This is a genomic window from Paenibacillus sp. VCA1 (genome assembly GCF_031583795.1).
Classification (GTDB): Bacteria; Bacillota; Bacilli; order Paenibacillales; family Paenibacillaceae; genus Paenibacillus_AQ; species Paenibacillus_AQ albilobatus.
This window is the reverse complement of the sequence record NZ_JAVLSX010000018.1, coordinates 50,177-70,058: the sequence shown is the minus strand read 5'-3', so window position 1 is coordinate 70,058 and position 19,882 is coordinate 50,177. Positions and strand designations below refer to the sequence as shown.

21 protein-coding genes and 1 pseudogene are annotated in these 19,882 nt (G+C 51.5%); 18 read left to right on the top strand and 4 right to left on the bottom strand.

Features of this window, described 5'->3' with window-relative positions; translation table 11 throughout:
* Positions 1-1,263: 1,263 nt before the first annotated feature.
* Together RJP21_RS28095 and RJP21_RS28090 are read left to right on the top strand one after the other, a co-directional pair.
* Positions 1,264-2,124, top strand: coding sequence for an AraC family transcriptional regulator (locus RJP21_RS28095; RefSeq protein WP_310862201.1), 861 nt, complete (start codon positions 1,264-1,266; stop codon positions 2,122-2,124).
* Positions 2,125-2,157: 33 nt separating this feature from the next.
* A complete protein-coding gene (locus tag RJP21_RS28090) occupies positions 2,158-3,105 on the top strand; it encodes a hypothetical protein (RefSeq protein WP_310862200.1) in 948 nt (315 codons plus the stop codon).
* A gap of 745 nt (positions 3,106-3,850) precedes the next feature.
* Here the strand turns inward: RJP21_RS28090 and RJP21_RS28085 are convergent.
* A complete protein-coding gene (locus RJP21_RS28085; RefSeq protein ID WP_310862199.1) occupies positions 3,851-4,411 on the bottom strand; it encodes a PadR family transcriptional regulator in 561 nt (186 codons plus the stop codon).
* Positions 4,412-4,555: 144 nt separating this feature from the next.
* On the opposite strand from RJP21_RS28085, the gene RJP21_RS28080 reads away from it, so the two are divergent.
* From RJP21_RS28080 to RJP21_RS28030, 12 genes and pseudogenes are all read left to right on the top strand, one after another.
* Positions 4,556-5,749, top strand: a complete 1,194-nt coding sequence (locus RJP21_RS28080; RefSeq protein WP_310862198.1) for an alpha/beta hydrolase family protein — start codon at positions 4,556-4,558, stop codon at positions 5,747-5,749.
* 159 nt (positions 5,750-5,908) lie between these two features.
* Positions 5,909-6,535 carry a PadR family transcriptional regulator gene (locus RJP21_RS28075; RefSeq protein WP_310862197.1) on the top strand — a complete coding sequence of 209 codons (627 nt, stop codon included), beginning with the start codon at positions 5,909-5,911 and terminating at the stop codon, positions 6,533-6,535.
* A 43-nt stretch (positions 6,536-6,578) separates the two neighbouring features.
* Positions 6,579-8,204, top strand: coding sequence for an FAD-dependent monooxygenase (locus tag RJP21_RS28070; protein ID WP_310862196.1), 1,626 nt, complete (start codon positions 6,579-6,581; stop codon positions 8,202-8,204).
* Between the two features lie 26 nt (positions 8,205-8,230).
* Complete coding sequence (locus tag RJP21_RS28065) at positions 8,231-8,668, top strand: SRPBCC family protein (protein ID WP_310862195.1); 438 nt, start codon at positions 8,231-8,233, stop codon at positions 8,666-8,668.
* Positions 8,669-9,182: 514 nt separating this feature from the next.
* A complete protein-coding gene (locus RJP21_RS28060; RefSeq protein WP_310862194.1) occupies positions 9,183-9,659 on the top strand; it encodes a MarR family transcriptional regulator in 477 nt (158 codons plus the stop codon).
* A 102-nt stretch (positions 9,660-9,761) separates the two neighbouring features.
* A pseudogene (locus RJP21_RS31375) lies at positions 9,762-9,950 on the top strand (FAD-dependent monooxygenase); the annotation flags it as partial.
* 15 nt (positions 9,951-9,965) lie between these two features.
* Positions 9,966-10,550: a nitroreductase family protein gene (locus RJP21_RS28055; RefSeq protein WP_397386298.1), complete on the top strand. Its 585-nt coding sequence runs from the start codon at positions 9,966-9,968 to the stop codon at positions 10,548-10,550.
* Complete coding sequence (locus tag RJP21_RS28050; RefSeq protein ID WP_310862193.1) at positions 10,543-11,025, top strand: nitroreductase family protein; 483 nt, start codon at positions 10,543-10,545, stop codon at positions 11,023-11,025. Before RJP21_RS28055 ends, RJP21_RS28050 begins: the two co-directional genes overlap by 8 nt.
* A gap of 218 nt (positions 11,026-11,243) precedes the next feature.
* Positions 11,244-11,951 (top strand): TetR/AcrR family transcriptional regulator, encoded by a 708-nt coding sequence (locus tag RJP21_RS28045; protein WP_310862192.1) that lies wholly within the window; start codon positions 11,244-11,246, stop codon positions 11,949-11,951.
* Positions 11,952-11,986: 35 nt separating this feature from the next.
* Entirely contained in the window at positions 11,987-12,391 is a 405-nt protein-coding gene (locus RJP21_RS28040) for a hypothetical protein (RefSeq protein WP_310862191.1), read from the top strand.
* Positions 12,392-12,407: 16 nt separating this feature from the next.
* Positions 12,408-12,722, top strand: a complete 315-nt coding sequence (locus tag RJP21_RS28035; RefSeq protein ID WP_310862190.1) for a hypothetical protein — start codon at positions 12,408-12,410, stop codon at positions 12,720-12,722.
* A 45-nt stretch (positions 12,723-12,767) separates the two neighbouring features.
* Positions 12,768-13,157, top strand: a complete 390-nt coding sequence (locus RJP21_RS28030; protein WP_310862189.1) for a hypothetical protein — start codon at positions 12,768-12,770, stop codon at positions 13,155-13,157.
* A 188-nt stretch (positions 13,158-13,345) separates the two neighbouring features.
* Here RJP21_RS28030 and RJP21_RS28025 read toward each other — a convergent pair whose 3' ends face one another.
* Positions 13,346-14,251, bottom strand: a complete 906-nt coding sequence (locus RJP21_RS28025) for a LysR family transcriptional regulator (protein WP_310862188.1) — start codon at positions 14,249-14,251, stop codon at positions 13,346-13,348.
* A 204-nt stretch (positions 14,252-14,455) separates the two neighbouring features.
* Between RJP21_RS28025 and RJP21_RS28020 the strand changes: the two genes are divergently transcribed.
* The 4 genes from RJP21_RS28020 (at position 14,456) to pstB (ending at position 18,067) form a co-directional block, all read left to right on the top strand.
* On the top strand, positions 14,456-15,379 hold the full coding sequence (locus RJP21_RS28020; protein WP_310862204.1) for a phosphate ABC transporter substrate-binding protein: 924 nt from the start codon (positions 14,456-14,458) through the stop codon (positions 15,377-15,379).
* Between the two features lie 84 nt (positions 15,380-15,463).
* Entirely contained in the window at positions 15,464-16,402 is a 939-nt protein-coding gene (gene pstC / locus RJP21_RS28015) for a phosphate ABC transporter permease subunit PstC (protein WP_310862187.1), read from the top strand.
* Complete coding sequence (pstA, locus tag RJP21_RS28010) at positions 16,399-17,295, top strand: phosphate ABC transporter permease PstA (RefSeq protein ID WP_160040264.1); 897 nt, start codon at positions 16,399-16,401, stop codon at positions 17,293-17,295. The genes pstC and pstA overlap by 4 nt, the downstream gene beginning before the upstream one ends.
* Positions 17,296-17,308: 13 nt before the next feature.
* Positions 17,309-18,067, top strand: coding sequence for a phosphate ABC transporter ATP-binding protein PstB (gene pstB, locus RJP21_RS28005; protein ID WP_310862186.1), 759 nt, complete (start codon positions 17,309-17,311; stop codon positions 18,065-18,067).
* A gap of 109 nt (positions 18,068-18,176) precedes the next feature.
* On the opposite strand, the gene RJP21_RS28000 is transcribed toward pstB, so the two are convergent.
* Positions 18,177-18,599 carry a universal stress protein gene (locus RJP21_RS28000; RefSeq protein ID WP_310862185.1) on the bottom strand — a complete coding sequence of 141 codons (423 nt, stop codon included), beginning with the start codon at positions 18,597-18,599 and terminating at the stop codon, positions 18,177-18,179.
* A 12-nt stretch (positions 18,600-18,611) separates the two neighbouring features.
* On the bottom strand, positions 18,612-19,829 hold the full coding sequence (locus RJP21_RS27995) for an MFS transporter (RefSeq protein ID WP_310862184.1): 1,218 nt from the start codon (positions 19,827-19,829) through the stop codon (positions 18,612-18,614).
* Positions 19,830-19,882 lie beyond the last annotated feature (53 nt).

Here is a 19,882-nt window from a genome sequence, read left to right as displayed (position 1 = left end):
CAGTCTGTCAGCCTAAGATGCTATATGCACTGTCTTAGGACGGGCTGATGAGACAGCCCTGAACTTGGGGGAACTACGGTTAGCAGAAATGCACGACCGACTACCACCCAAGAATCCCAATGATACCGAAGGTGTCAGTTTGCGGCTTTAGTCGTGGGAGTCTCAACTGGGCAGAAGAAAGCTTGGAACTGTAATCTAAATGAGCGTAGATATTTGCTGTAGTGGAGAAATGACCGTGGCCGAGCCACTCTTGAATTTCCTTCATGCTTACGTCGTTTGCGAGCAATAGGCTAGCACAACTCATTGTAATTTGTTTGCCTTCGTATGAGACCGGAACGGCTAATTCAACTGGATCGCCCGTTTTCAAAAAGGTCATTGAGTTCCTGGTCGTTGTAGAAGCTGCCGACAAAGCAATTCTATTTGGGATGTTCTACTTTATCTGCCGGATTGGTCAGAATCAAGTCCATCTTGAACGCATGTTGCAGGGCTTGCCGAATATAAGCATGGAAATGCTGTACGGTGCTCGTTGACAGCTTAAATGTTTTCAAAACGTATTCGTAAAAGTCGTGATTTATTCATGTTTTCGAAAGTGTAGTAATATATCATGCAACCGATTGCTCAGGCGACTGTTCTGAGGTGTCCAACCAATATCCGATTTTAGGAGTTTCTTGTAAAAAATCAGAATACAGTTGTTCTACCGTAAAGCCAGTGTACCCGACTTTTCCTCGTGATTTTTCCCGCTCTTTATACATCTCTGCTGGGTTTTTCCTAATTATTTTTGCATTTTCCATTTTAAATTACCAGTAAAATGAATTCTAGAAAAAAACAGCAGTAGAGTATCCATATCCAAAAGGTATAAACCTTAGAGACTTTTTCTTCATGGATGGAATACTCCTTTCTTGTAGATACGAAGAGATTGATTTTAACAGATTATAGCCCATTTAATAGTTTGAGTCAGAATCTTCAGATCAGTGACAATTTCATTGTACTCCCCATCCATCTTTTGAACCGAGTGTGTTCCTAATAGTTCGTTGCCGGTACTTCCTGCTCATTTAAAACTAACCTACCATGGTGCTCCGCTCATTTTTTGCTTCTGATATCTCTTTCTTTATTAGCGGGAATGCTTTTATGGAAAATCGCCAAACTGGGATTCGGGGAACGGAGCGCAGGACATTGAGATTGGCGAAAATCTGTCCAAACCGGGCATAACCGGACAGGATTTTCTTTTGGAAGCCTGGTATGCTAAGCGCAGGAGGGATACTGATGAAAGGGATCGAGTCTTTGCAGACGGCGATCGATTTTATCGAAAGCCGTTTAATGGAGCCTGTAACCGTTGAACAGATTGCAAAACAAGCGAAGATGTCGCCGTTTCATTTCCAGCGGACATTCGCTGTAATGACCGGTGTTACGGTGGGGGAATATATCCGGCGGCGTCGGCTTACACTGGCTGCTTACGAATTGTTGAGAGCCAATATTAAAATCGTCGATCTAGCTGCCAAATACGGCTATGACTCGCCCGAAGCGTTCGCCAAAGCTTTTCGCAGGCAGCACGGACTGCCCCCGAGCGAAGCGAAAGCGCGCGGCACGCTGGTCGCTTACAACCGTCTTACGATCCAGGTGAATGTAGGAGGTACCGAGCCGCTCAATGTCCGTATGGTGGAGAGAGAAGCGTTTCAAGCGGTAGGCATCTGGCGAAAAATTTCGTTGGAGGACGGCGCAAGTGAGGAGCGGATTCCCGCGCTATGGGACGAGGTGAACGCCAGCGGTTTATGCGACCGGCTGTTCCAGTTGAACAATGGCAAACTCACAGGTGTCCTGGGTATCGGCGTAACTGGCCCTGAACGGGATGCCGGACTTATGATGGACTATTGGGTGGCCACGGAATATGTTGGGCCCCCGCCGGAAGATCTTAAGAGGATCGAAGTCCCTTCCTTCCGATGGGCTGTATTTGGGGTGACCGGACCACTGCCATACGCTTTCCGGAGAACGTGGACACAAATATACGGCGAATGGTTTCCGTCCGTCGGCTACACCCAAGCCGGTCCTGTAGAGCTTGAGTTCTATCCGGACCATTATCCGGCAGCCCCTGATCATTACGCTGAGATTTGGATACCGGTCATGTAAAAAGAAATCTGTAAAAGGAGGTTGTATCAGACTATGAAAACTTGGAAGACCGATCTTCACTTCCCCTACATCGGCTCAGGTCCTTACTGCTATACGAATTCAATCGCGATGATGTTGGGCGAGCGCTCGCCCCGGACGGCGGTCATCGAATTCGCCACAAGTAGCCCGTTTGGTATGCAACTGATCGGAGGAACCTTACCGTTCTTCGATCCTTATGGGTGGACGCCGGAAGCCACGATCGACCATGCTCTTGCCGTCATGGGTTTCACAGCGGAGGTCGTGAACGGCAAGGATGCGGATGACGCCCTCTCCCATCTCGAAGCCGCACTTGAGAATGGTCCTGCCTTGGTCGGCCCCGTTGAGATGGGTCATCTACGGTACCAGCCGGGAAAGAACGGGGCAATCGGAGCGGATCACTATCTGGTAGTGCTCGCTGTGGACGGCGGTCGTGTGCTGATGCATGACCCGCAAGGTTACCCCTATGCTTCATTGCCTTTGGATGACTTTATGGACGCATGGCGGGCGGAAACGATAGATTACGGTTCTCCGTTCACAATGCGCACGGCATTTCGGCAGGTGCGGGATGTTCCGGAGGAGGAAATCATCCGTGCGTCAATACCTGCGGCAATCCGCTGGTTATCAATGGACGGTAGTCATGATTTACCGGCAGGTAGTCTTGGCAACGGCGATGCTGCCGAACGATTGGCCGAACGAATCGAGGCTGGTTGTGATTCTGAGCTTCGTGACGATTTAATCCACTTCTTAATTCGGGTGGGCACACGGCGAGTTGCTGACGCCGCCACATGTTTGGCTCGGGTTGGCCATGGCCAAGCCTCTCAAATCGCGGCCGAGCAGGCGAAGCTGATCGGCTTGCTTCAGTACCTGCTGGTTGTCGGCGAAGATGCGACCACAGCCTCTGTGCTGCGGGAGCTTGCACCGACTTACGACCGTCTGCGAGAGGCGCTGATCAATCAGCTCTGACCGTACATGAGCTTTCAGTTGATGCCAGGTTAAAGGGTAGATGCCTGTTAAAGCGGAGCGACTTTTTCAACCTATAATTCTAGATTGAGTTCGATAGCGCCCTCAGGTCTTCCTACTAGGAAGCCCTGAGGGCTGTTATTTCCTCGTTAAATGGGGTAGTACCACGTGCCCATCAAGCTAAGAAACAAAAAAAAGGAACTGATGCTACTTCGTGGACAATTTCGCATCCCAAAGTGTGGCAAAGAAACTAAAATTAATTCAGTATGGGACAGACGCTGATAACTTCTAGGTTATAATAAACTGACGGCCAAGCCGGGGGCAGAGGAACTGCTAAGCCAACATTCCCATACGCCAAAACAGACGCCTGCTGGCTAGAGGCTAGCAGGCGCCTGTTTTCATGCATATGGTTCATGATCAGGCAGGCAGCTGAGCAGTTCGGTCCCATACGCGATTCAAGTCCGTGTGGGCTAACCCCCCGTGGAGGTTCGAGTCCTCTCGACCGCATCAACTAAAAAAGCTCTTGAATTTGTCCTTGGACGATTCAAGAACTTTTTTGCGTCTTGGGGATTTGATATCGATATCTAATGACTTGACCGAGGAATATTAAAATGAGTAGGTTCAACGGGGGTGCCCCAAAAAGATTTGGAAAACAGATGTTTGGAACACCCCTCGTTTCATTACTCCGTATCAAAAATGGAACGAAATCGTTTTTGCCATAATTCGATTGCAAACTTTTGCCCCGGTACTAGGTCTCTTTTCCATTGGCAAGTGTACGTCTTAATACATCAAGCATTCTATTGCACCAGACGATGCTTGCTTCTTCGATGACGATCCCCATTTCAATAACGGAAATGGTAGAGAACAAGGGATCGTGAACGCCAGGGTCCTGTTCTTGAAAAGAAGATATTCTCTCCTTATAATCCTCCAGCGTGCGTTCATGCTGTTCTTTATTCTTCTCTATAAGTCCAATCAAAGCATCAGGACTGACCAACCAACCGCTGTACTGCTTCAACAGAAAAGTATCATGATCACCAACCTCCGGAAGCTCCAGCACCCAAGCTTTTAAAGCGTCGATGCCGCTAGTCGTGATTCTGTATATTTTTCGAGGCGGACGATAAGAATCTTGTTCAATGGCTTGCAATTCGATGAATCCGGCATCCTCCAATTTAGACAAAGAAGGGTAAAGCTGATTGTTGTTAATTTTGTAGAAGTGTGCAATTCGGTTGTTGATCTGCTGCTTCATTTCATAACCGCTTAATGGTTCGCGTGCCAATAATCCTAATAACGTATATTGGATATTATTCATGAAGTTCTCCTTTCTCAAACACACGTACATACTGTCCTTCAGATCATTAGGTTAATAATAACATAAAATTATATTGACACAAAGAATTTATATGGTTAACATTCACATAGGTTAAAAATAACATAATAGTGGAGAGTGGATATTGTGAAACTTATTTTCAATGATCAGACGTTTTCATTCGAATTACTTCGAACAATGGGCTATGCTGCTTTTGGCGGAGCGGACGTGGGGGAATGCCTGTCTACTGCCTATCGAATCGAAGAAGGCAATTTTGAAAGTTGGTATGAAGAATGGCTGAAGACAGCAATCAGGGTTCATCGGGAAGGTGATGAAAGCAGCAAGCAGGGGAATACAACCAGCGCGAGAGATTTCTACTTGCGAGCATCGAATTACTATCGTACTGCCGAATTTTTCCTCCACGGCCATCCGGATGACAAACGGATTATGGAAACTTGGAGCTTGAGCCGGAGTACATTCAGACAGGCGCTTACTTTACTTGATCATCATTGGGAGATCGTTGCCATTCCTTATAAAGATACGGAGCTGCCGGGTTATTTGTATTTAGCCGGGAATCAGCCCGCTCCTGTTCTCATTGTTCACGGTGGATATGATTCCACTGCGGAAGAGCTTTATTTCCAAGTCGTGATTTCCGCGTTAGAAAGAGGTTATCATTGCTTGGTATTCGAGGGCCCGGGGCAGGGAGCCGTTATACGCGAGCAGCGAATTCCATTCAGACATGACTGGGAGGCCGTCATAACTCCGGTGGTCGATTACCTGATCCAGCGTCCGGAAATCATCTCCGACAAAATCGCGTTAATGGGTATTAGTTTAGGGGGGTATTTGGCTCCGCGCGCGGCTGCTTATGAGCACAGGCTTGCTGCATGCATAGCAAATGACGGTTTATTCTCCTTCCAAGTGGGGTCGATGGCAGAGGAATTAGGTGTAAAAGCAAGGGGCGAATCCGATCTAAGTTCACCGGAGATGGAGGATATAATAGCGTCGGTTTTGGCCCGAAATACAGCCGTCCGTTGGGGAATTGAAAATGGGCAGTTTACTTTCTTGGCAGATAATCTGGAGGAGCTCGTGCAGAAAACAGAGCCTTTTACCTTAGAAGGCGTTGCTGAGCAAATCAAGTGCCCGGTACTCGTTTGCGAAGCGGAACATGACCACGCCTTTGCAGGCCAACCCGAACGGTTGTACAAATCTTTAACGGGGCCTAAAACGTACATGAAATTTACTGCAGAGGATTCGGCTGAAGAACATTGCCATTTTGGAGCGTTAAAATTGGCTAATCATCGCATGTTTAACTGGTTGGATCAAGTTTTGGACAGATCTTAATGCAGCTTTAACTTTATAACGAAAAAGCTCTTGAGTTCGTCTTTGCGGCGATTCAGGAGCTTTTTTTTGCGTAATCGGGATCGGCACAGGAGGGGATAATGCGAATTTGGAAAATGTATTCTTTTCCTGTTGACACGTCATATTATTAATACTAATATTATGACTATGAAAAACAACATGATAAAAAAGTCGCCTGTCGCATTAGCCATCCTTTGTTTTCTTATTGAGGAGCCCATGCATCCTTACCGTATGCAGCAGCTCATTAAAAAGAGGGGGAAAGAGGAAGTCATTAACGTTCGCCACCGAACGAGCATTTACCAAACGATTGACCGGCTGCATCGGGACAACGCCATTGCGATCCAAGGAAAGAAAAAGAATGAAGGGAAGCCGGATTTAGTTGTTTACGAAATCACGGATTTAGGCCGGAGTGCCGCCTATGCATGGATTCGGGAAATGATCTCCACACCGGCGCAGGAATTTTTGGAGTTCCCCGCTGCGGTTTCTTTTCTGGCTTTGCTAACGCCTGAAGAGGTCGTATCGCTGTTCAAAAAAAGAGTAAGCGCACTTGAAAACACATTCGCCCGGTTCGAGGATCAGTACCAAACAGAATCATCGATGGGTCTGCCGCGCTTGTTTTTGCTTGAGTCGGAATATCAACAAGCGCTGTTTTCGGCTGAAATCGCATGGCTTCAATCCGTTATCGCGGATATCCAAACCGGAAAGCTGAAATGGAGCATGAAAGAACTCCGCGAGATCGCCCGGCGTTTTGATCACGGTTTTGAATGAAACCAATTTTATCCGAAAGGACGGATCTTGGATGAATAAAGGCTTGAATAACTTATCAGCCGTTGATGAAACGGTCCCTGTCCTCGTTGTCGGAGGAAGCCTGGTGGGGCTCTCCATCTCCCTTTTTCTGGCCCGCCAGGGAATAAAGCCGTTAGTGGTCGAGCGCCATCCGGGAACGGCCATCCACCCGCGCGTTTCGAGCCTGACGGCCCGAACGATGGAAATATTCCGCGCGGCCGGAATCGAGAAAGAAATTCGCCGCGAAGAGCCCCCGTTTCCCCGGGATTTCGGCGTCATGTTCGTAGAGAGCTTGGCCGGACAAATGTTTGATAATCTCATGGAGGATATGAGTGCATACTTTACGGATCTGAGTCCTGTTGAAGGCAATGGCATTGCGCAGGATCTGCTTGAGCCGGTTCTCCGGGAACAGGCCGAGCAAGCCGGCGCCCGTCTGCGATACAACACGGAGCTGATCGGGTTTGAAACCGACGGGGAAGGCGTCACGGCCGTTATTTGCGATCGAATCAGCGGCGAAAAGCGCACCGTTCGGGCCAAGTATATGGTTGGAGCCGATGGAAGCAAGAGCGGGATCCGCGCGAAATTAGGCATCGGCCAGCATGGGGAAGGAACGCTCTGCCATTTGGTCAGCATGGTTTTCGATGCGGATATTCAAGAATTGTTTGCAGGCCAAAACGCGCATATGTGTTTTTTCGCCAACGATACGACAAGCGGAAGCCTTGTGTTATACCCCGGTACGTTAAGGAGACCTGACATCTACAGAGTGGACGTGATCTATGATCCGGAGGAAGAAACGATGGAAGATTATCCGGAGGAACGCTGTGTGGAGCTGATTCGGGCAGCCATCGGAATTCCGGACATTCCCGTTACGATCAAAAAGGTATTGACTTGGGAAATGGCCGCCCGGGTCGCCGATCGTTTTCAAGATGGCCGGGTGTTTTTGGTCGGCGATTCGGCGCGGGTTCAGCCACCAAGCGGCGGGTTGGGAGGCAATACCGGCATCGCCGAGGCCCAAAACCTCGCCTGGAAGCTGGCCGCCGTCTTGCGCGGGGAAGCCGGACCGGATCTGCTTGCCACTTACGATGCTGAGCGGCGTCCCGTCGCGGATTACACGACAGAGCAGGTCGTCAGGCTGTCCCAGCAGCGCCAGCATGAGGGCTCGGAGGGAATTACGGTAAATACCCTGCATGTCAATATGGGTTATCGTTACCCGGAGGGCGCAATCGTACCGGAGGCAGACGGGCAAAACCTCCCTTATGCCCAGTCGCCGGAGTTGTGGACGGGACAGCCGGGGACCCGGGCGGCGCACATCGTTCTGGAACGGGACGGTCATACCGTTTCCTCCTTGGATTTATTTGGTTCCCGGTTCGTTCTGCTCGTCGGCCCTGGCGGACAAAGCTGGCTGGAGGCCGCTCAAGTTGCCCAAGCTGCGCTCCATCTGCCGATGGATATCTATCGGATCGGCGGTTATGAAGGCGATATTGGCAATCCCGGGAACGATTTTCTTGACGCTTACGGAATCACCCCGACGGGGGCTGTCCTCGTGCGGCCGGATGGTTACATCGGATGGCGGAGCAAGGCCGCCGAAGCGGACCAAGAAGAAATGGAACAAACGTTAAAGGATGTCTTATCGACAATCCTCTTTCGCTAAACCCAATACTCATGAAGGAAAGGAAGATGTCTGTGCTTACATTTGAGCATGTTGAGACCTACGACGATCCTGCATCCGGCGTTTTTTCGCGTCTCATGGACTTGAAGGGGCGGGATTCCTGGATTAAAGGCATTCTGGAGACTCGCGTGACGCCTGAAGGACCGGCGCAGCTTGGCACCCGATATTTTGAGAGCGGAAAATATTCAGGCTTTAAAAGCGAAAAAAACATGGTCGTAACCGAGCTTGTTCAGGATCAGCTGCTGACCTTGGAGACGGCTCCCGATGAAAAACAATCCTTTCGCGAAAGCTACCGCATTGAACCGGTTTCGGAAAAATCCTGCCGCGTTCATTTCACCATTCAAGTTGGCAACGTTCCGAAGGTAGCCGAATTTTTTATGCGTCAATCGATGAAAAAAGAGCTGCCGCAAACCGCCGCCGGCTTGAGAGCAGTCCTGAAGGGCTGACAAAAAGCCGCATTTACGGAAGCGTTTTGCATGGTTTACGGGCGACCCGCCGAACTTGCTTGCAGATTGCTATTTTAGCAGTTTGCGAGCCTTTTTTTCGCTGCCCGATAAACCGTGGATGATTCGATGGGTGACGGCTCGAAAGCGGCTAACGGATATCGAATGCCTAGTATCGGAGAGTTTGAACAACAGCAGTTTTATTAGCTGCCGGCATTCGGTCTAGCCATTTCGCATCCCAAGCACGAGTTGACAAGAAAAAAAACAAAACTTAAAATAATATTGTTTCATATGAATAAATATTTTTTGGTTGTGGCTATGATTCCCGTAATGAAAGATGTTTATATTTATTCCCGGGAAACAATAATGAATGATTTAAGGAGGTTATAAATGGCCTGAAAAACTGAATTAACCGTTTCATTCAAGGCTAAAATCCCTTCGTTTTGCTCATATTGTTTCCAATGAAACTAATTTTGGATATAATGAGAAAAAAATGAATCGAGGAGCTTGCCGAATCATGAATACGAACCAGATGGTCAAAATCGCGATCCATGACAATTTCATTCGATTCCTTGAGCAAAAGGAACAATATGAGACCCGGGAAACCGCCGTTTTTCTAGAAGAACTCCGGAAAACGATCGAAGTGGAATCCACCCTAAACATGACGGAGCTGCACACCATCGCATGCATTGGGGAACAGGAGCCGATTAATGTCACTTCGATCGCCGAAAAGATGAATCTAAGCAAAGGGAACACCTCGAAAATTACCAATAAGTTAATGAACGCAGGCTGGGTGCGCAAGACACAGCTCAACGACAACAAAAAAGAAGTGTATTTCCGGCTAACGACGGCCGGGAAAAAGCTTTTTGCCGTCCATGATGAACTTCATCACAAGGAACAGCAGCGGATGTACGAGTTTTTGAATAAATACAGCGAATCCGAACTTGATTTTATAAAGCGGCTGTTTGGAGATCTGGTGGACTTCTTTCGTTAAGGACAGCGGTGGAAACGCCGATGGATCCATCCATGGCCTGACGAGGTTGGCTTTTGTCGCTTTCATCTCCCAGGTTCGGGTTTTAGAAAAGAGGTCATTTCGATGGATTATGATGTGATACTGATCGGCGGAGGACCCGTTGGCATGATGCTGGCAGGAGAGCTGGCTTTAGCCGGCGTCAATGTCTGCATTCCGGAACGTTTAAAAAGCACCACGCCGTTTTCGCGCGCGCTTACCGTTCATCCGCGAACGCTTGAAATCATGGATATGCGCGGCTTGAAATCGAAACTGCGGGGGGGACAATAAATGGATTTCAGGGAGACGATCCGGGAGCGCAGAAGCATCCGCAGGTTTCATCCTTCCCCCGTGGATCAGGAGCTGGTGTTCACATTGCTCCGCGAAGCGCGGCAGCTGTATTCGGCCGGGGAAGCAGCAGCTTTTCGTTGCGTGTACGCGGGAACGGCTGATTCCAGGGAACGTCTGGCTGCCTGCATGCTGGAGCCTTTGACAAAGAACAGGCTGGTCAAATGGCTTCCGGAGAAAGTGAGGGATTTCGTTCGGAGAAGGGTCACCGATATACCGGGCCATCTTGCCGTCATTGCTGTCACAGGTCCGGACAGGAGGGAAAGCGACATGAATTATGCGGCGGTTTGCGGGATCATGCAAAATTTTCAGCTTCTTGCCTGGCAGCGGCGGCTTGGAGCGCTGTGGGACACGGAACCGATGATGCAGAGCAAGGAATTGTTCCATCTGCTCAAAATGAGCCCCGAAGAAAGGCTTGTCGGCATTTTTCACCTCGGATACTTCGACAAAATTCCGAAAGCCAGGGCAAGGACGCGAGCGGAAAAGAAATGGACCGTTTTATCGGGAGGAGAGGGACCTGTTGAATGATGCCAAGAGCGGTTCCAAGGGGGGCCGTTTACTAAGCTACAGCGATGAACCCGTTTCCGAAAGTTATGTGCTGGACTTATTGAATGTTGCCGTATGGGCTCCAAACGACGGCATGCGGGAGCCTTGGCGGTTCATATACATCGGTTCCGGCAGCGCAGGCCTCATGTCCGGGTTGCAGGATCAGGCTCCAGCCTATCTGGTATTGGTCATCAAAGAAGATCCTGACCTTCATAAAAGGGAAGAAGATTTTGGGGCGGCCAGCTGTCTTATGCAAAATTTTCGTCTGCTTGCGCAGGAGGGCGGCCTTCATGTCCGGGTGACGATGAATGACTGGATTTACGACGGAGCTTATGCGGGGCGTTTGGGTGTTCAAAAAGACGAGAGGATCGTTTCTGTGCTGGAACTGGGCTACATTGAACCAACGTTTGAACCTGTGGCGGCGGGTATACCGGACTTTACCTTTGAGTTGTTGTAAGATTGCTATCGGGCTTCAGGCTTCGAGTCCTGTTGGCCGCTTCGATCGGAATAAGGCTCGCAAACGGCTTTTGTAGCTGTTTACGAGCCTTTTGGCATGTTCCGTTTGGACTTCCGGTCAACTTTGGTTAAAATCCGTCTTTACTTTTTCCCGGCGAATGGTATATATTGTTAGTGAGTTAGTCGAATGACTAACTCTAGGAAAAGGAGAGCATATACATGGCTAAACCGAATGTTGTTTCCAAGCAGGAACTGATCGAAGCGGCCAAACAATGCATCGTGGAACAGGGCTTGGAGAAATTGACCTTAAAAATGGTGGCGGAACGCATCGGCGTCACGCAAGGAACGGTGTATTACCATTTCCAAACCAAAGACCGGCTGATGCTGGACGTCGTCAAAGATGTTTGCGAACGCTCATGGAATGAGTTCTCTGCTTTGCAGACCAAGGAGTTTGTCGTGTCGGAGGCGCTGGGATCGGCAAAAGAACGGGGAGGGCCCGATTCCTTTTTTCACCGCTTGTTTCTATCGCTTGTCGTGTTCAGCCTGAAACATGAAGAAACGAGAAAGGAGCTGGGCGCCCTGATTTCGTTCGAAAACGGGGTGCTTGCGGATCGGCTGCGGCACCTTGCGGGCGCGGAAAATCCGCCGCCTTCAAGCGAAACTTCCGGAAGCGGGGACCGACCGAAAACGGATCCGCCGAACGGCGAAACTACGCGCCGCGGCCGTCAGGAAGCCGAATCCGGAACAGGCGATGCGGATGATCGTCTTATGGGCATGTCGTTCGAGGTGTGGGCCGTCGTCATTAACGCCATCTTTGACGGCTTGGCCGTGCAAAGCCTGGTTTCTCCCGCGCTGGACCGGGATAAAGTGTTTACCGAACTCGGCCGATTTTTTGAGCGTTTGCTGCGGGAAGCAAAACCCGAATAGTTTTGGACAATTCCGTGTGGAAAGGAGCTTTTGGCATGTTTTCTGAAAAGATGGGGCTGACGCTGCTGTTTTCGCTGCTGGTTTGGCTGGGGGCGACGCTGTTTTTCGTCTTTTTCGGACCGCTGGTGCTGGTCAGCCCGTACCGGCAACACTTTTTGCCGCCGTTTCTTTTGCTGGAGGTCGCGACAGGCGTCGTGCTGTACGTCGTATTTGTCCTTTTTCGCCGACTCGATCCGAGTCCCTACGCGGCCATACGGCTTGGCGTGGTGGGCAGCGCCGTCGGTTTAATCCTGGACACGTTTGTGATATGGAACAAGGGCGTCTTTTTTGCGGGGTTGTCCGATGAACAGCTGCTGGCCTTCGTCATTTGGATGGCGTTTGCTTACGGGCTGTATTTGCTGCTGCCGCTGCTGACGGGCAAAAAGGGAACGCCGTTTTGAGAGGAGCCAAGGACGCATGCTGCGGAGCAGGGACGATATTTTGCGGGATATAACGGAATTAATTTTGCTTCATCAACAGGGGAAGCTTGGCGGCGAGAAAATGCCCGAGGACGAACACCCGCCCCTGGAGCCGTCTTCGGCGGCAAGCTATCATTATTTTACGCTGCCGATGGCGCTGAATTACCAGCGGAATTCGTATGCGCTTTGGGAGAGCGCTCACCGGACGTTTAACGATCCGGACACGATGGACGTGTTTGATCCGGCGGCGGCCGCTGCCATGGACGCGGAGGAGCTGCGGGAAAAGCTGCTGAAACATAAGGTCGCGCTTTAACCGAACAAGCAGCCCGCCGTCTGGCGGACGCTGTGCGTCACGATCATGGATCAGCTGGACGGGGACTTGCGGAACCTTTTCCGCCAAAACGGGAATTCCGTCCGCCGGATCAAGCAGCATATGATGCAGCATAAAAAAAGCTTCCCCTATCTGGGCGGCGACAAAATCATGAACTACTGGTTGTACGTGATGGAACAGTACACGGATGCTGACTTTCCGGATCGGGAATGCATTACGGTGGCGCCCGACACCCATGTCCTTCAATCCAGCGCCAAACTCGGGATCCTGACGGAGGAGGAAGCGGCCGGCCCGAAGGCAAGGGAGCTTGCGGCTTCCAGATGGGAAGAGCTGCTGCAGGGCAGCGGGCTGTGCCCGATCGACATTCATACGCCGATGTGGCTGTGGAGCCGGAGCAAATTTGCGGCGCAGGTTTAGAAATGTCGGCATCACGTTTCGAATCGAAGTATGGATGCTTAAGCCCATCGCGAGATTTACGATGAATAAAATACGCGCAAGGCTAAGTTAAAAAAAGTTAACGATCATTTCCTTGCGGGGGCTGTTTTTCTTCAATATAAAAAGGGGCGTCTCTCATGATCCAAAAGATCCGGGGAGATGCCCCTTTATCAGTTTTCGGCCTGTTCCCGCACGTATTGGATAAACCTTTCGCAAACGGGCGAAGCCGGCTGATCGGCAAGGTACGCAAGCACGCCGGTCACGGTTGGATCGGCCTGTCCGGGCAGCGGCAGCGAACGGAGCGCACCGGACGCAAGCTCCTCCCGGATACCGGAAAGCGGGAACAGGCTGATGAATCCGCCGGACCGTACCATGCTTTTCACGATTTCCGGCGAATCGGCCGCCGTCCGCTCCCAAAGATGGATACCGGAATCGGCCGCATACGCGCGCGCGAAGTCCGTCATAAACGCCCCGTCGCCGTGCTGCGCAAAAAACTGCTGGGCGATGAGCTGCTGCGTCACCGACTTGAGTCCGGCAAACGCATGTGTTCCGGAAAAAATAAGCTCGATGCGGTCTTGAAAGATCTTTTCCTCTTTTACCGACTTCGACCCGTCCAAAGAACCTGCGGCTTCGGCATAATAAAACGCCAAATCGGTTTCCTGGTTCAGCAGCCGCTCTTTTGCCTGACGGGTGGGTGTGACGTTCAATTCGATCTGGACGCCGGGAAAACGGCTGCAAAAGCCGCCGATCAGCGGCGGCAGAACGTAAGCGCCCATCATGCTGTCCGCTCCGATCTTTAAACTCCCTTTATTAAGATCCGCATAATCCTGCACCGCTTTGCGGGCCTCCTGGGCCATCGCCGTCATTTTCACCGCATATGGATAAAGCGCCTTGCCGGCTTCCGTTAACAAAATCCGTCCCCTTTTCGCTTCGAACAAGGAAACGCCCAGATCCTCCTCCAGGCTTTTCATATGAAACGTCACGGTGGGCTGCTTCATGTCCATTTCCCTTGCCACATCCGTCACTTTTTTCAGCTTTTCGATCAGAACGAGGATTTGCAATTTTAACAGATTCATCGATATCCCCCTGATGTCATCAAATTCTTCACTATCATTATAGATTTATTCTATTTAATGATAAATAGATTATACATTTTTTTATCTTTCCGTTTACAAAACGCATCATTTTACAAAATGATAGAAAGCTACAATGAATTTGTCGGCAGCGAAGAATAACTGCCTGGATCATACAAATACAGGGGGAAACAAACGATGATCAAAATGAAAAAACCGTTACTCATGCTGTGCACGCTGGCGCTGGTGATTATGCTGGCCGCATGCGGAAGCAAAAATACCGAAGACACAAGCAGCGCTTCCGGTGCTGCAACTAACGATAAATCCCCGGCTGCTGAACTGAGCGGTTCCGTGCTTGCCGTCGGTTCCACGGCGCTTCAACCGCTTGTTGAACAAGCGGCGCAAAAATTCATGGCCGAATCCCAGTATTCCAAAATTCAAGTGCAAGTGCAAGGCGGCGGAAGCGGTACAGGCTTGACGCAAGTCGCAGGCGGGCAAGCCGATATCGGCAACTCCGACGTATTTGCGGAAGAAAAGCTGAAAGACGAAGCAAAAGACTTGAAAGACCATCAAGTGGCCGTCGTCGCCATGGCTGCGGTAACCAATCCGGATGTCGGCGTAGACAACTTGACGAAACAACAGCTGGTTGATATTTTCACGGGCAAAGTGACCAACTGGAAAGAGGTTGGCGGCAAAGACGAAAAAATCGTCATCGTAAACCGTCCGGCAAGCTCCGGTACCCGCAAAACGTTTGAAAAATATGCACTGGGCACAACGACCGAAGATTTGAAAGGTTCCATCCAGGAAGAATCCTCCGGTACGGTCAAGAAAATCGTGTCCGAAAGCCCTGGAGCCATCGGTTACCTCGCACTCTCTTACCTTGACGACAAAGTGAAAGTGCTCAAATACGAAGGTGTGGAAGCTACGGTCGATAACGTAACATCCGGCAAATATCCGGTGTGGGCTTACGAGCATATGTACACCAAAGGCGATCCTAAGCCAGAAGTCAAAGCATTCCTTGATTACATCGCTTCGGATGCCATTCAAAACGGCGACGTCGTAGAGCTTGGATACATTCCGGTCAGCAAGATGGAAGTGAAGCGCGACGCGGACGGCAACGTAACGAAGTAAGCCCTGAACGAAAGCAAAACCTCATGCAAGAAAGAGGCGAAAGGGAATTTCGCCTCTATTTTCACATTAGAAAGAAGGACAACGATGAAAGCTATCGATGAAAGGCCTGTTCAAATTCAACAGCCAGCACGCCGCGCCCGCTGGAAAAAGCATCACGCCGAAGATTTTGCGGGCCGGAGCTATACGTTTATTTGCGCAGCTTTGCTCATTGTCATCATATTATCCATCGTCTATTTCGTCGCGTCCAAAGGACTTGCGACGTTCTTTCGCGACGGCGTCAGCCTGAGCGATTTTCTGTTTGGCACCACATGGGACCCGGAAGGCAATAACGGCGAGCCCAAGTACGGCGTGCTGCCGTTTATATTCGGTTCATTCGCTACGTCGCTGTTGGCTGCGCTCATCGCCAGTCCCCTCAGCATCTGTGCGTCGCTCTTTATGACGGAAATCGTTCCCGGCTGGGGCAAAAAGCTGCTGCAGCCCGTCATCGAGCTGCTTGCCGGCATTCCTTCCGTCGTTTACGGCTTTATCGGACTGACCGTCGTCGTGCCGTTTTTGCGGAATGTGTTCCCGGGACAAGGGATCGGGATCGCGGCAGGGGCGATCGTCCTGTCCGTCATGATCCTGCCGACGATTACGAGCGTGGCGTCCGATGCGCTGGCGTCGCTGCCGCGCGGTTTGAAGGAATCTTCGTTTGCGCTTGGCGCTACCCGCTGGCAGACGATCTCCAGAGTTATTTTGCCAACCGTGTTGCCTTCTATTCTGACCGGCGTCGTGCTCGGGATGGCGCGCGCCTTCGGCGAGGCGCTGGCCGTGCAGATGGTCATCGGGAACGCGCCGCATATTCCGCGGTCTTTGTTCGAGTCCGCATCCACGCTTACGAGCGTCATCACGCTTGACATGGGCAATACCGTGATGGGATCGGCACACAGCAACGCATTGTGGAGCATGGCGCTTGCGCTTATGTTTATGACCTTCGTATTCGTCATGATCGTCCGGCTTTTGGAAAGGAGACATCGGATTTGAGAGCGAAACTGACCGACAAAATTGCAACCTTCTTTATCGTGGTGTTTTCCTTGTTGATCGTCGCGGTGCTCGTGGGACTGATCGGCTTTATTCTGGTACGGGGGCTCAGCCATATCGACTGGCATTTCCTGACCTCGGTTCCGCAAACGATCCGCGCCGGAGGGGGCATCGGGCCGCAGCTGTTCAACTCCTTGTTTTTGCTTGTTCTGACGTTGATCATTACGATTCCGCTCGGACTCGGGGCGGGGATTTACATGGCCGAATACGCCAAACCGGGCAAAATCACCGGCACGATCCGGCTTGTCGTCGAAGTGTTGTCTTCGTTTCCGTCGATCGTGGTCGGTTTGTTCGGCCTGTTGCTGATCGTCAATACGTTCGGATTCGGCTTCTCCCTGTTTTCTGGCGCCTTGGTGCTGACCATCTTTAACCTGCCCTTGATGGTGCGGATTACGGAGCAGGCGTTCCGGAGCGTGCCGAAAGAGCAGAAGGAAGCCGGGCTTGCGCTCGGGCTGTCCAAATGGAAGATCATTTCCTCCGTCCTGTTTCCGGTGGCTCTTCCCAGCATCGTGACCGGCACGGTTTTGGCCGCAGGCAGAGTATTCGGGGAAGCGGCGGCGCTGCTCTTTACGGCAGGGATGTCCACGCCGCGCCTGGATTTTACCAATTGGAACCCGCTCAGCCCGACGTCGCCGATCAACCCGTTCCGTCCGGCTGAAACGCTGGCGGTGCACATTTGGAAAATCAACAGCGAAGGTTTGGCGCCGGATGCCGCGCAAATCGCCGCGGGCGCATCGGCCGTGCTCGTCATTCTCGTGCTGCTGTTCAATCTGTTCGCCAGATGGCTTGGCGGCGCGCTGTACAAGGCGATGACCGCTTCCAAGCGCATGGGATAGGAGGAACTTATATATGAATACGACATCATTTCGAACAGAGCATCTCAGCGTCTTTTACGGACAATACGAAGCGGTTAAAAATATTAGCCTGGACTTTCCGGAAAAAACCGTCACCGCCTTGATCGGGCCGTCAGGCTGCGGCAAATCGACGTTTCTGCGCTCCCTGAACCGGATGAACGACGAAATTTCGCAGGCGAAAATCAAAGGCCGCATCTGGATCGACGGGGTGGATATCAATGACCCGGATACCGACGTCATTCAGCTCCGCCAAAAAATCGGCATGGTGTGGCAGAAGCCGAACCCGTTTTATAAATCGATCTATGAAAACATCGCCTTCGGACCGAAATACCACGGGATCAAGGATAAAAAACAGCTCGACGAAATCGTGGAGACAAGCTTGCGCAAAGCGGCGCTTTGGGACGAGGTTAAGGACCGCCTGAAGCAGTCCGGCTTATCCTTGTCCGGCGGCCAACAGCAGCGCCTCTGCATCGCCAGGGCATTGTCCGTCAAACCGCGCATCCTGCTGCTGGATGAGCCGGCTTCGGCGCTGGACCCGGTGTCGACCGCCAAGGTCGAAGAGCTCATCACCGAGCTGAAAAAGGAACTGAGCATCGTCATCGTAACGCATAACATGCAGCAGGCGGCGCGCATATCGGATTACACCGCGTATTTTTATTTGGGCAGCCTGATGGAGCATGACAAGACGGAAAAGATATTTACGAATCCCGAGCAGCCGATGACGCAGGAATACATTTCGGGCCGATTCGGTTAACATGCGGTTTCAAATTCCAAGTTCCAACACTGCTTTTGCGGTCAAAAAAAGGGTACCTCTAAGGTTGCAACAACCTTTAGGGGTACCCTGTTTGGCATGCCTTCAAACGTTATCTGACGATCATGACCGGACAGTGGGCATGCTGCACGACGCTGTGGCTGACGCTGCCGATGAGAAGCTCCGACATGAGGCCGATGCCTCGGCTGCCCATAATGATGAGATCGGCGTGCTGCTCTTCGGCCGTCTTGCAAATGACGGAAGCGGGATCGCCGGTTTTCGTGTACGTTTCGAAATCGATCCCCATTTTGGCGAGGGATGCCGTGGCCGGTACCAAAATTTTCTTGCCTTCCTCCCGGATGTGTTCCTCCAGATCGACGCCTACAGGCGGCTCGTTGATGGAGATGGAGGGATTCACGTGAAGCACCGCGAGATCCGGTACGTTTTTCAGGTTTCGGATCAGGTTCGCAGCCGCCTCAAGGGCGCGCCGGGAATGATCGGAGCCGTCTACCGGCACGAGAATTCGGTTATACATACGATGACCTCCTTAATGGCCTTCCGCCTTATCCACATGCTGCAGATGCCGGCGGCTGGCAAGTAATACGATGACACCAATAAATACCATCAAACCGCCGAAATAAAACGGGGTTTCCGCCCGGTACCATTCCGAAAGCTTGCCGGCGAGCCATGGCGACACGGCGCCGCCAAGGAAGCGGACGAAGCTGTACGCCGCAGATGCGACGGAACGCTCTACCGGCGCGGCCTGCATGACGGCCGTCGTGATCAGCGTATTGTTGATGCCGAGGAAAATGCCGGCAACGATCACGCAGACGATGACGGTTTTCGGCGAGTGGTTGTAGGTGCCGACCCCCATAATGATCAAAACGATCGTAAACAAGGTGAGCACGGTACAAATCGATTTGACGACGCTGAACCGCTTCTGCAGCTTCGGCGCGACGAAGACGGACGTGATGGCCAGCAAAATGCCCCAGCCGAAAAAGACGTAGCCGAGACCGTGCTCATCCAGCTCCATGACGTACGGGGAATACGCCATCAGCGTGAAAAAGCCGAAGTTGTAAAGGAACGCCGTAATCCCGAGCGTCAGCAGGGCCGGATAGGTCAGCGCCTTGAACGGGTCGGCCAGCGTGCTGGCTTTTTTCGGTTTCGGAATGGACGGAAGCATGAAGATGATAAAGATGAATCCGACAAGCATGAGTCCCGCCACGCCGAAGAAAGGTCCGCGCCAGCTGATGGAGCCGAGCTCGCCGCCGAGCAAAGGTCCGACCGATATGCCGAGCCCGAGTGCAGCTTCATACAGGATGATCGCTTTGGCCGTTCCGGATGTGGACAACCCGACGATGGCGGACAAGGCGGTGGCGATAAACAGGGCGTTGCCGAGTCCCCAGCCGCCGCGGAAACCGACGATTTGGGAAATCGTGTTCGAGAAACCTCCGAGCGCGGAGAAAACGACGATCAGCAAAATGCCGGTAAGCAACGTTTTTTTGATGCCGATCCGGCTGGAAATGACGCCTGTGATGAGCATCGCCACGCCGGTGACCAGGTTATAGCTGGTGAAGAGAAGGGATACCTGGCTTTTGCTGGCGTGCAGCTGCGCAGCAATGGCCGGCAGGATCGGGTCGACGAGTCCGAGACCCATAAAGGAGATGACGCAGGCAAAGGCGATCGCCCATACCGCTTTGGGTTGGGAAAGAAGTCCGTTTTTCCTCTGTTCAAGTTCCAGAGGTTCCGTTGCATTGGATTTCATGGAAATTCATTACCTCTCTTTGTATTGGTTTACTTATCGATTTGCTTTATGAG

Coding starts and splice junctions, on each gene's coding strand:
- RJP21_RS28045 (WP_310862192.1), top strand. CDS start 11,244: ATGGCTAAACCGAATGTTGTTTCCAAGCAGGAACTGATCGAAGCGGCC.
- RJP21_RS28020 (WP_310862204.1), top strand. CDS start 14,456: ATGAAAAAACCGTTACTCATGCTGTGCACGCTGGCGCTGGTGATTATG.
- RJP21_RS28055 (WP_397386298.1), top strand. CDS start 9,966: ATGGATTTCAGGGAGACGATCCGGGAGCGCAGAAGCATCCGCAGGTTT.
- RJP21_RS28040 (WP_310862191.1), top strand. CDS start 11,987: ATGTTTTCTGAAAAGATGGGGCTGACGCTGCTGTTTTCGCTGCTGGTT.
- RJP21_RS28060 (WP_310862194.1), top strand. CDS start 9,183: ATGAATACGAACCAGATGGTCAAAATCGCGATCCATGACAATTTCATT.
- RJP21_RS28075 (WP_310862197.1), top strand. CDS start 5,909: ATGACTATGAAAAACAACATGATAAAAAAGTCGCCTGTCGCATTAGCC.
- RJP21_RS28035 (WP_310862190.1), top strand. CDS start 12,408: ATGCTGCGGAGCAGGGACGATATTTTGCGGGATATAACGGAATTAATT.
- pstC (WP_310862187.1), top strand. CDS start 15,464: ATGAAAGCTATCGATGAAAGGCCTGTTCAAATTCAACAGCCAGCACGC.
- RJP21_RS28000 (WP_310862185.1), bottom strand. CDS start 18,599: ATGTATAACCGAATTCTCGTGCCGGTAGACGGCTCCGATCATTCCCGG.
- RJP21_RS28090 (WP_310862200.1), top strand. CDS start 2,158: ATGAAAACTTGGAAGACCGATCTTCACTTCCCCTACATCGGCTCAGGT.
- RJP21_RS28085 (WP_310862199.1), bottom strand. CDS start 4,411: ATGAATAATATCCAATATACGTTATTAGGATTATTGGCACGCGAACCA.
- RJP21_RS28095 (WP_310862201.1), top strand. CDS start 1,264: ATGAAAGGGATCGAGTCTTTGCAGACGGCGATCGATTTTATCGAAAGC.
- RJP21_RS28030 (WP_310862189.1), top strand. CDS start 12,768: ATGGATCAGCTGGACGGGGACTTGCGGAACCTTTTCCGCCAAAACGGG.
- RJP21_RS28025 (WP_310862188.1), bottom strand. CDS start 14,251: ATGAATCTGTTAAAATTGCAAATCCTCGTTCTGATCGAAAAGCTGAAA.
- RJP21_RS28065 (WP_310862195.1), top strand. CDS start 8,231: ATGTCTGTGCTTACATTTGAGCATGTTGAGACCTACGACGATCCTGCA.
- pstB (WP_310862186.1), top strand. CDS start 17,309: ATGAATACGACATCATTTCGAACAGAGCATCTCAGCGTCTTTTACGGA.
- RJP21_RS27995 (WP_310862184.1), bottom strand. CDS start 19,829: ATGAAATCCAATGCAACGGAACCTCTGGAACTTGAACAGAGGAAAAAC.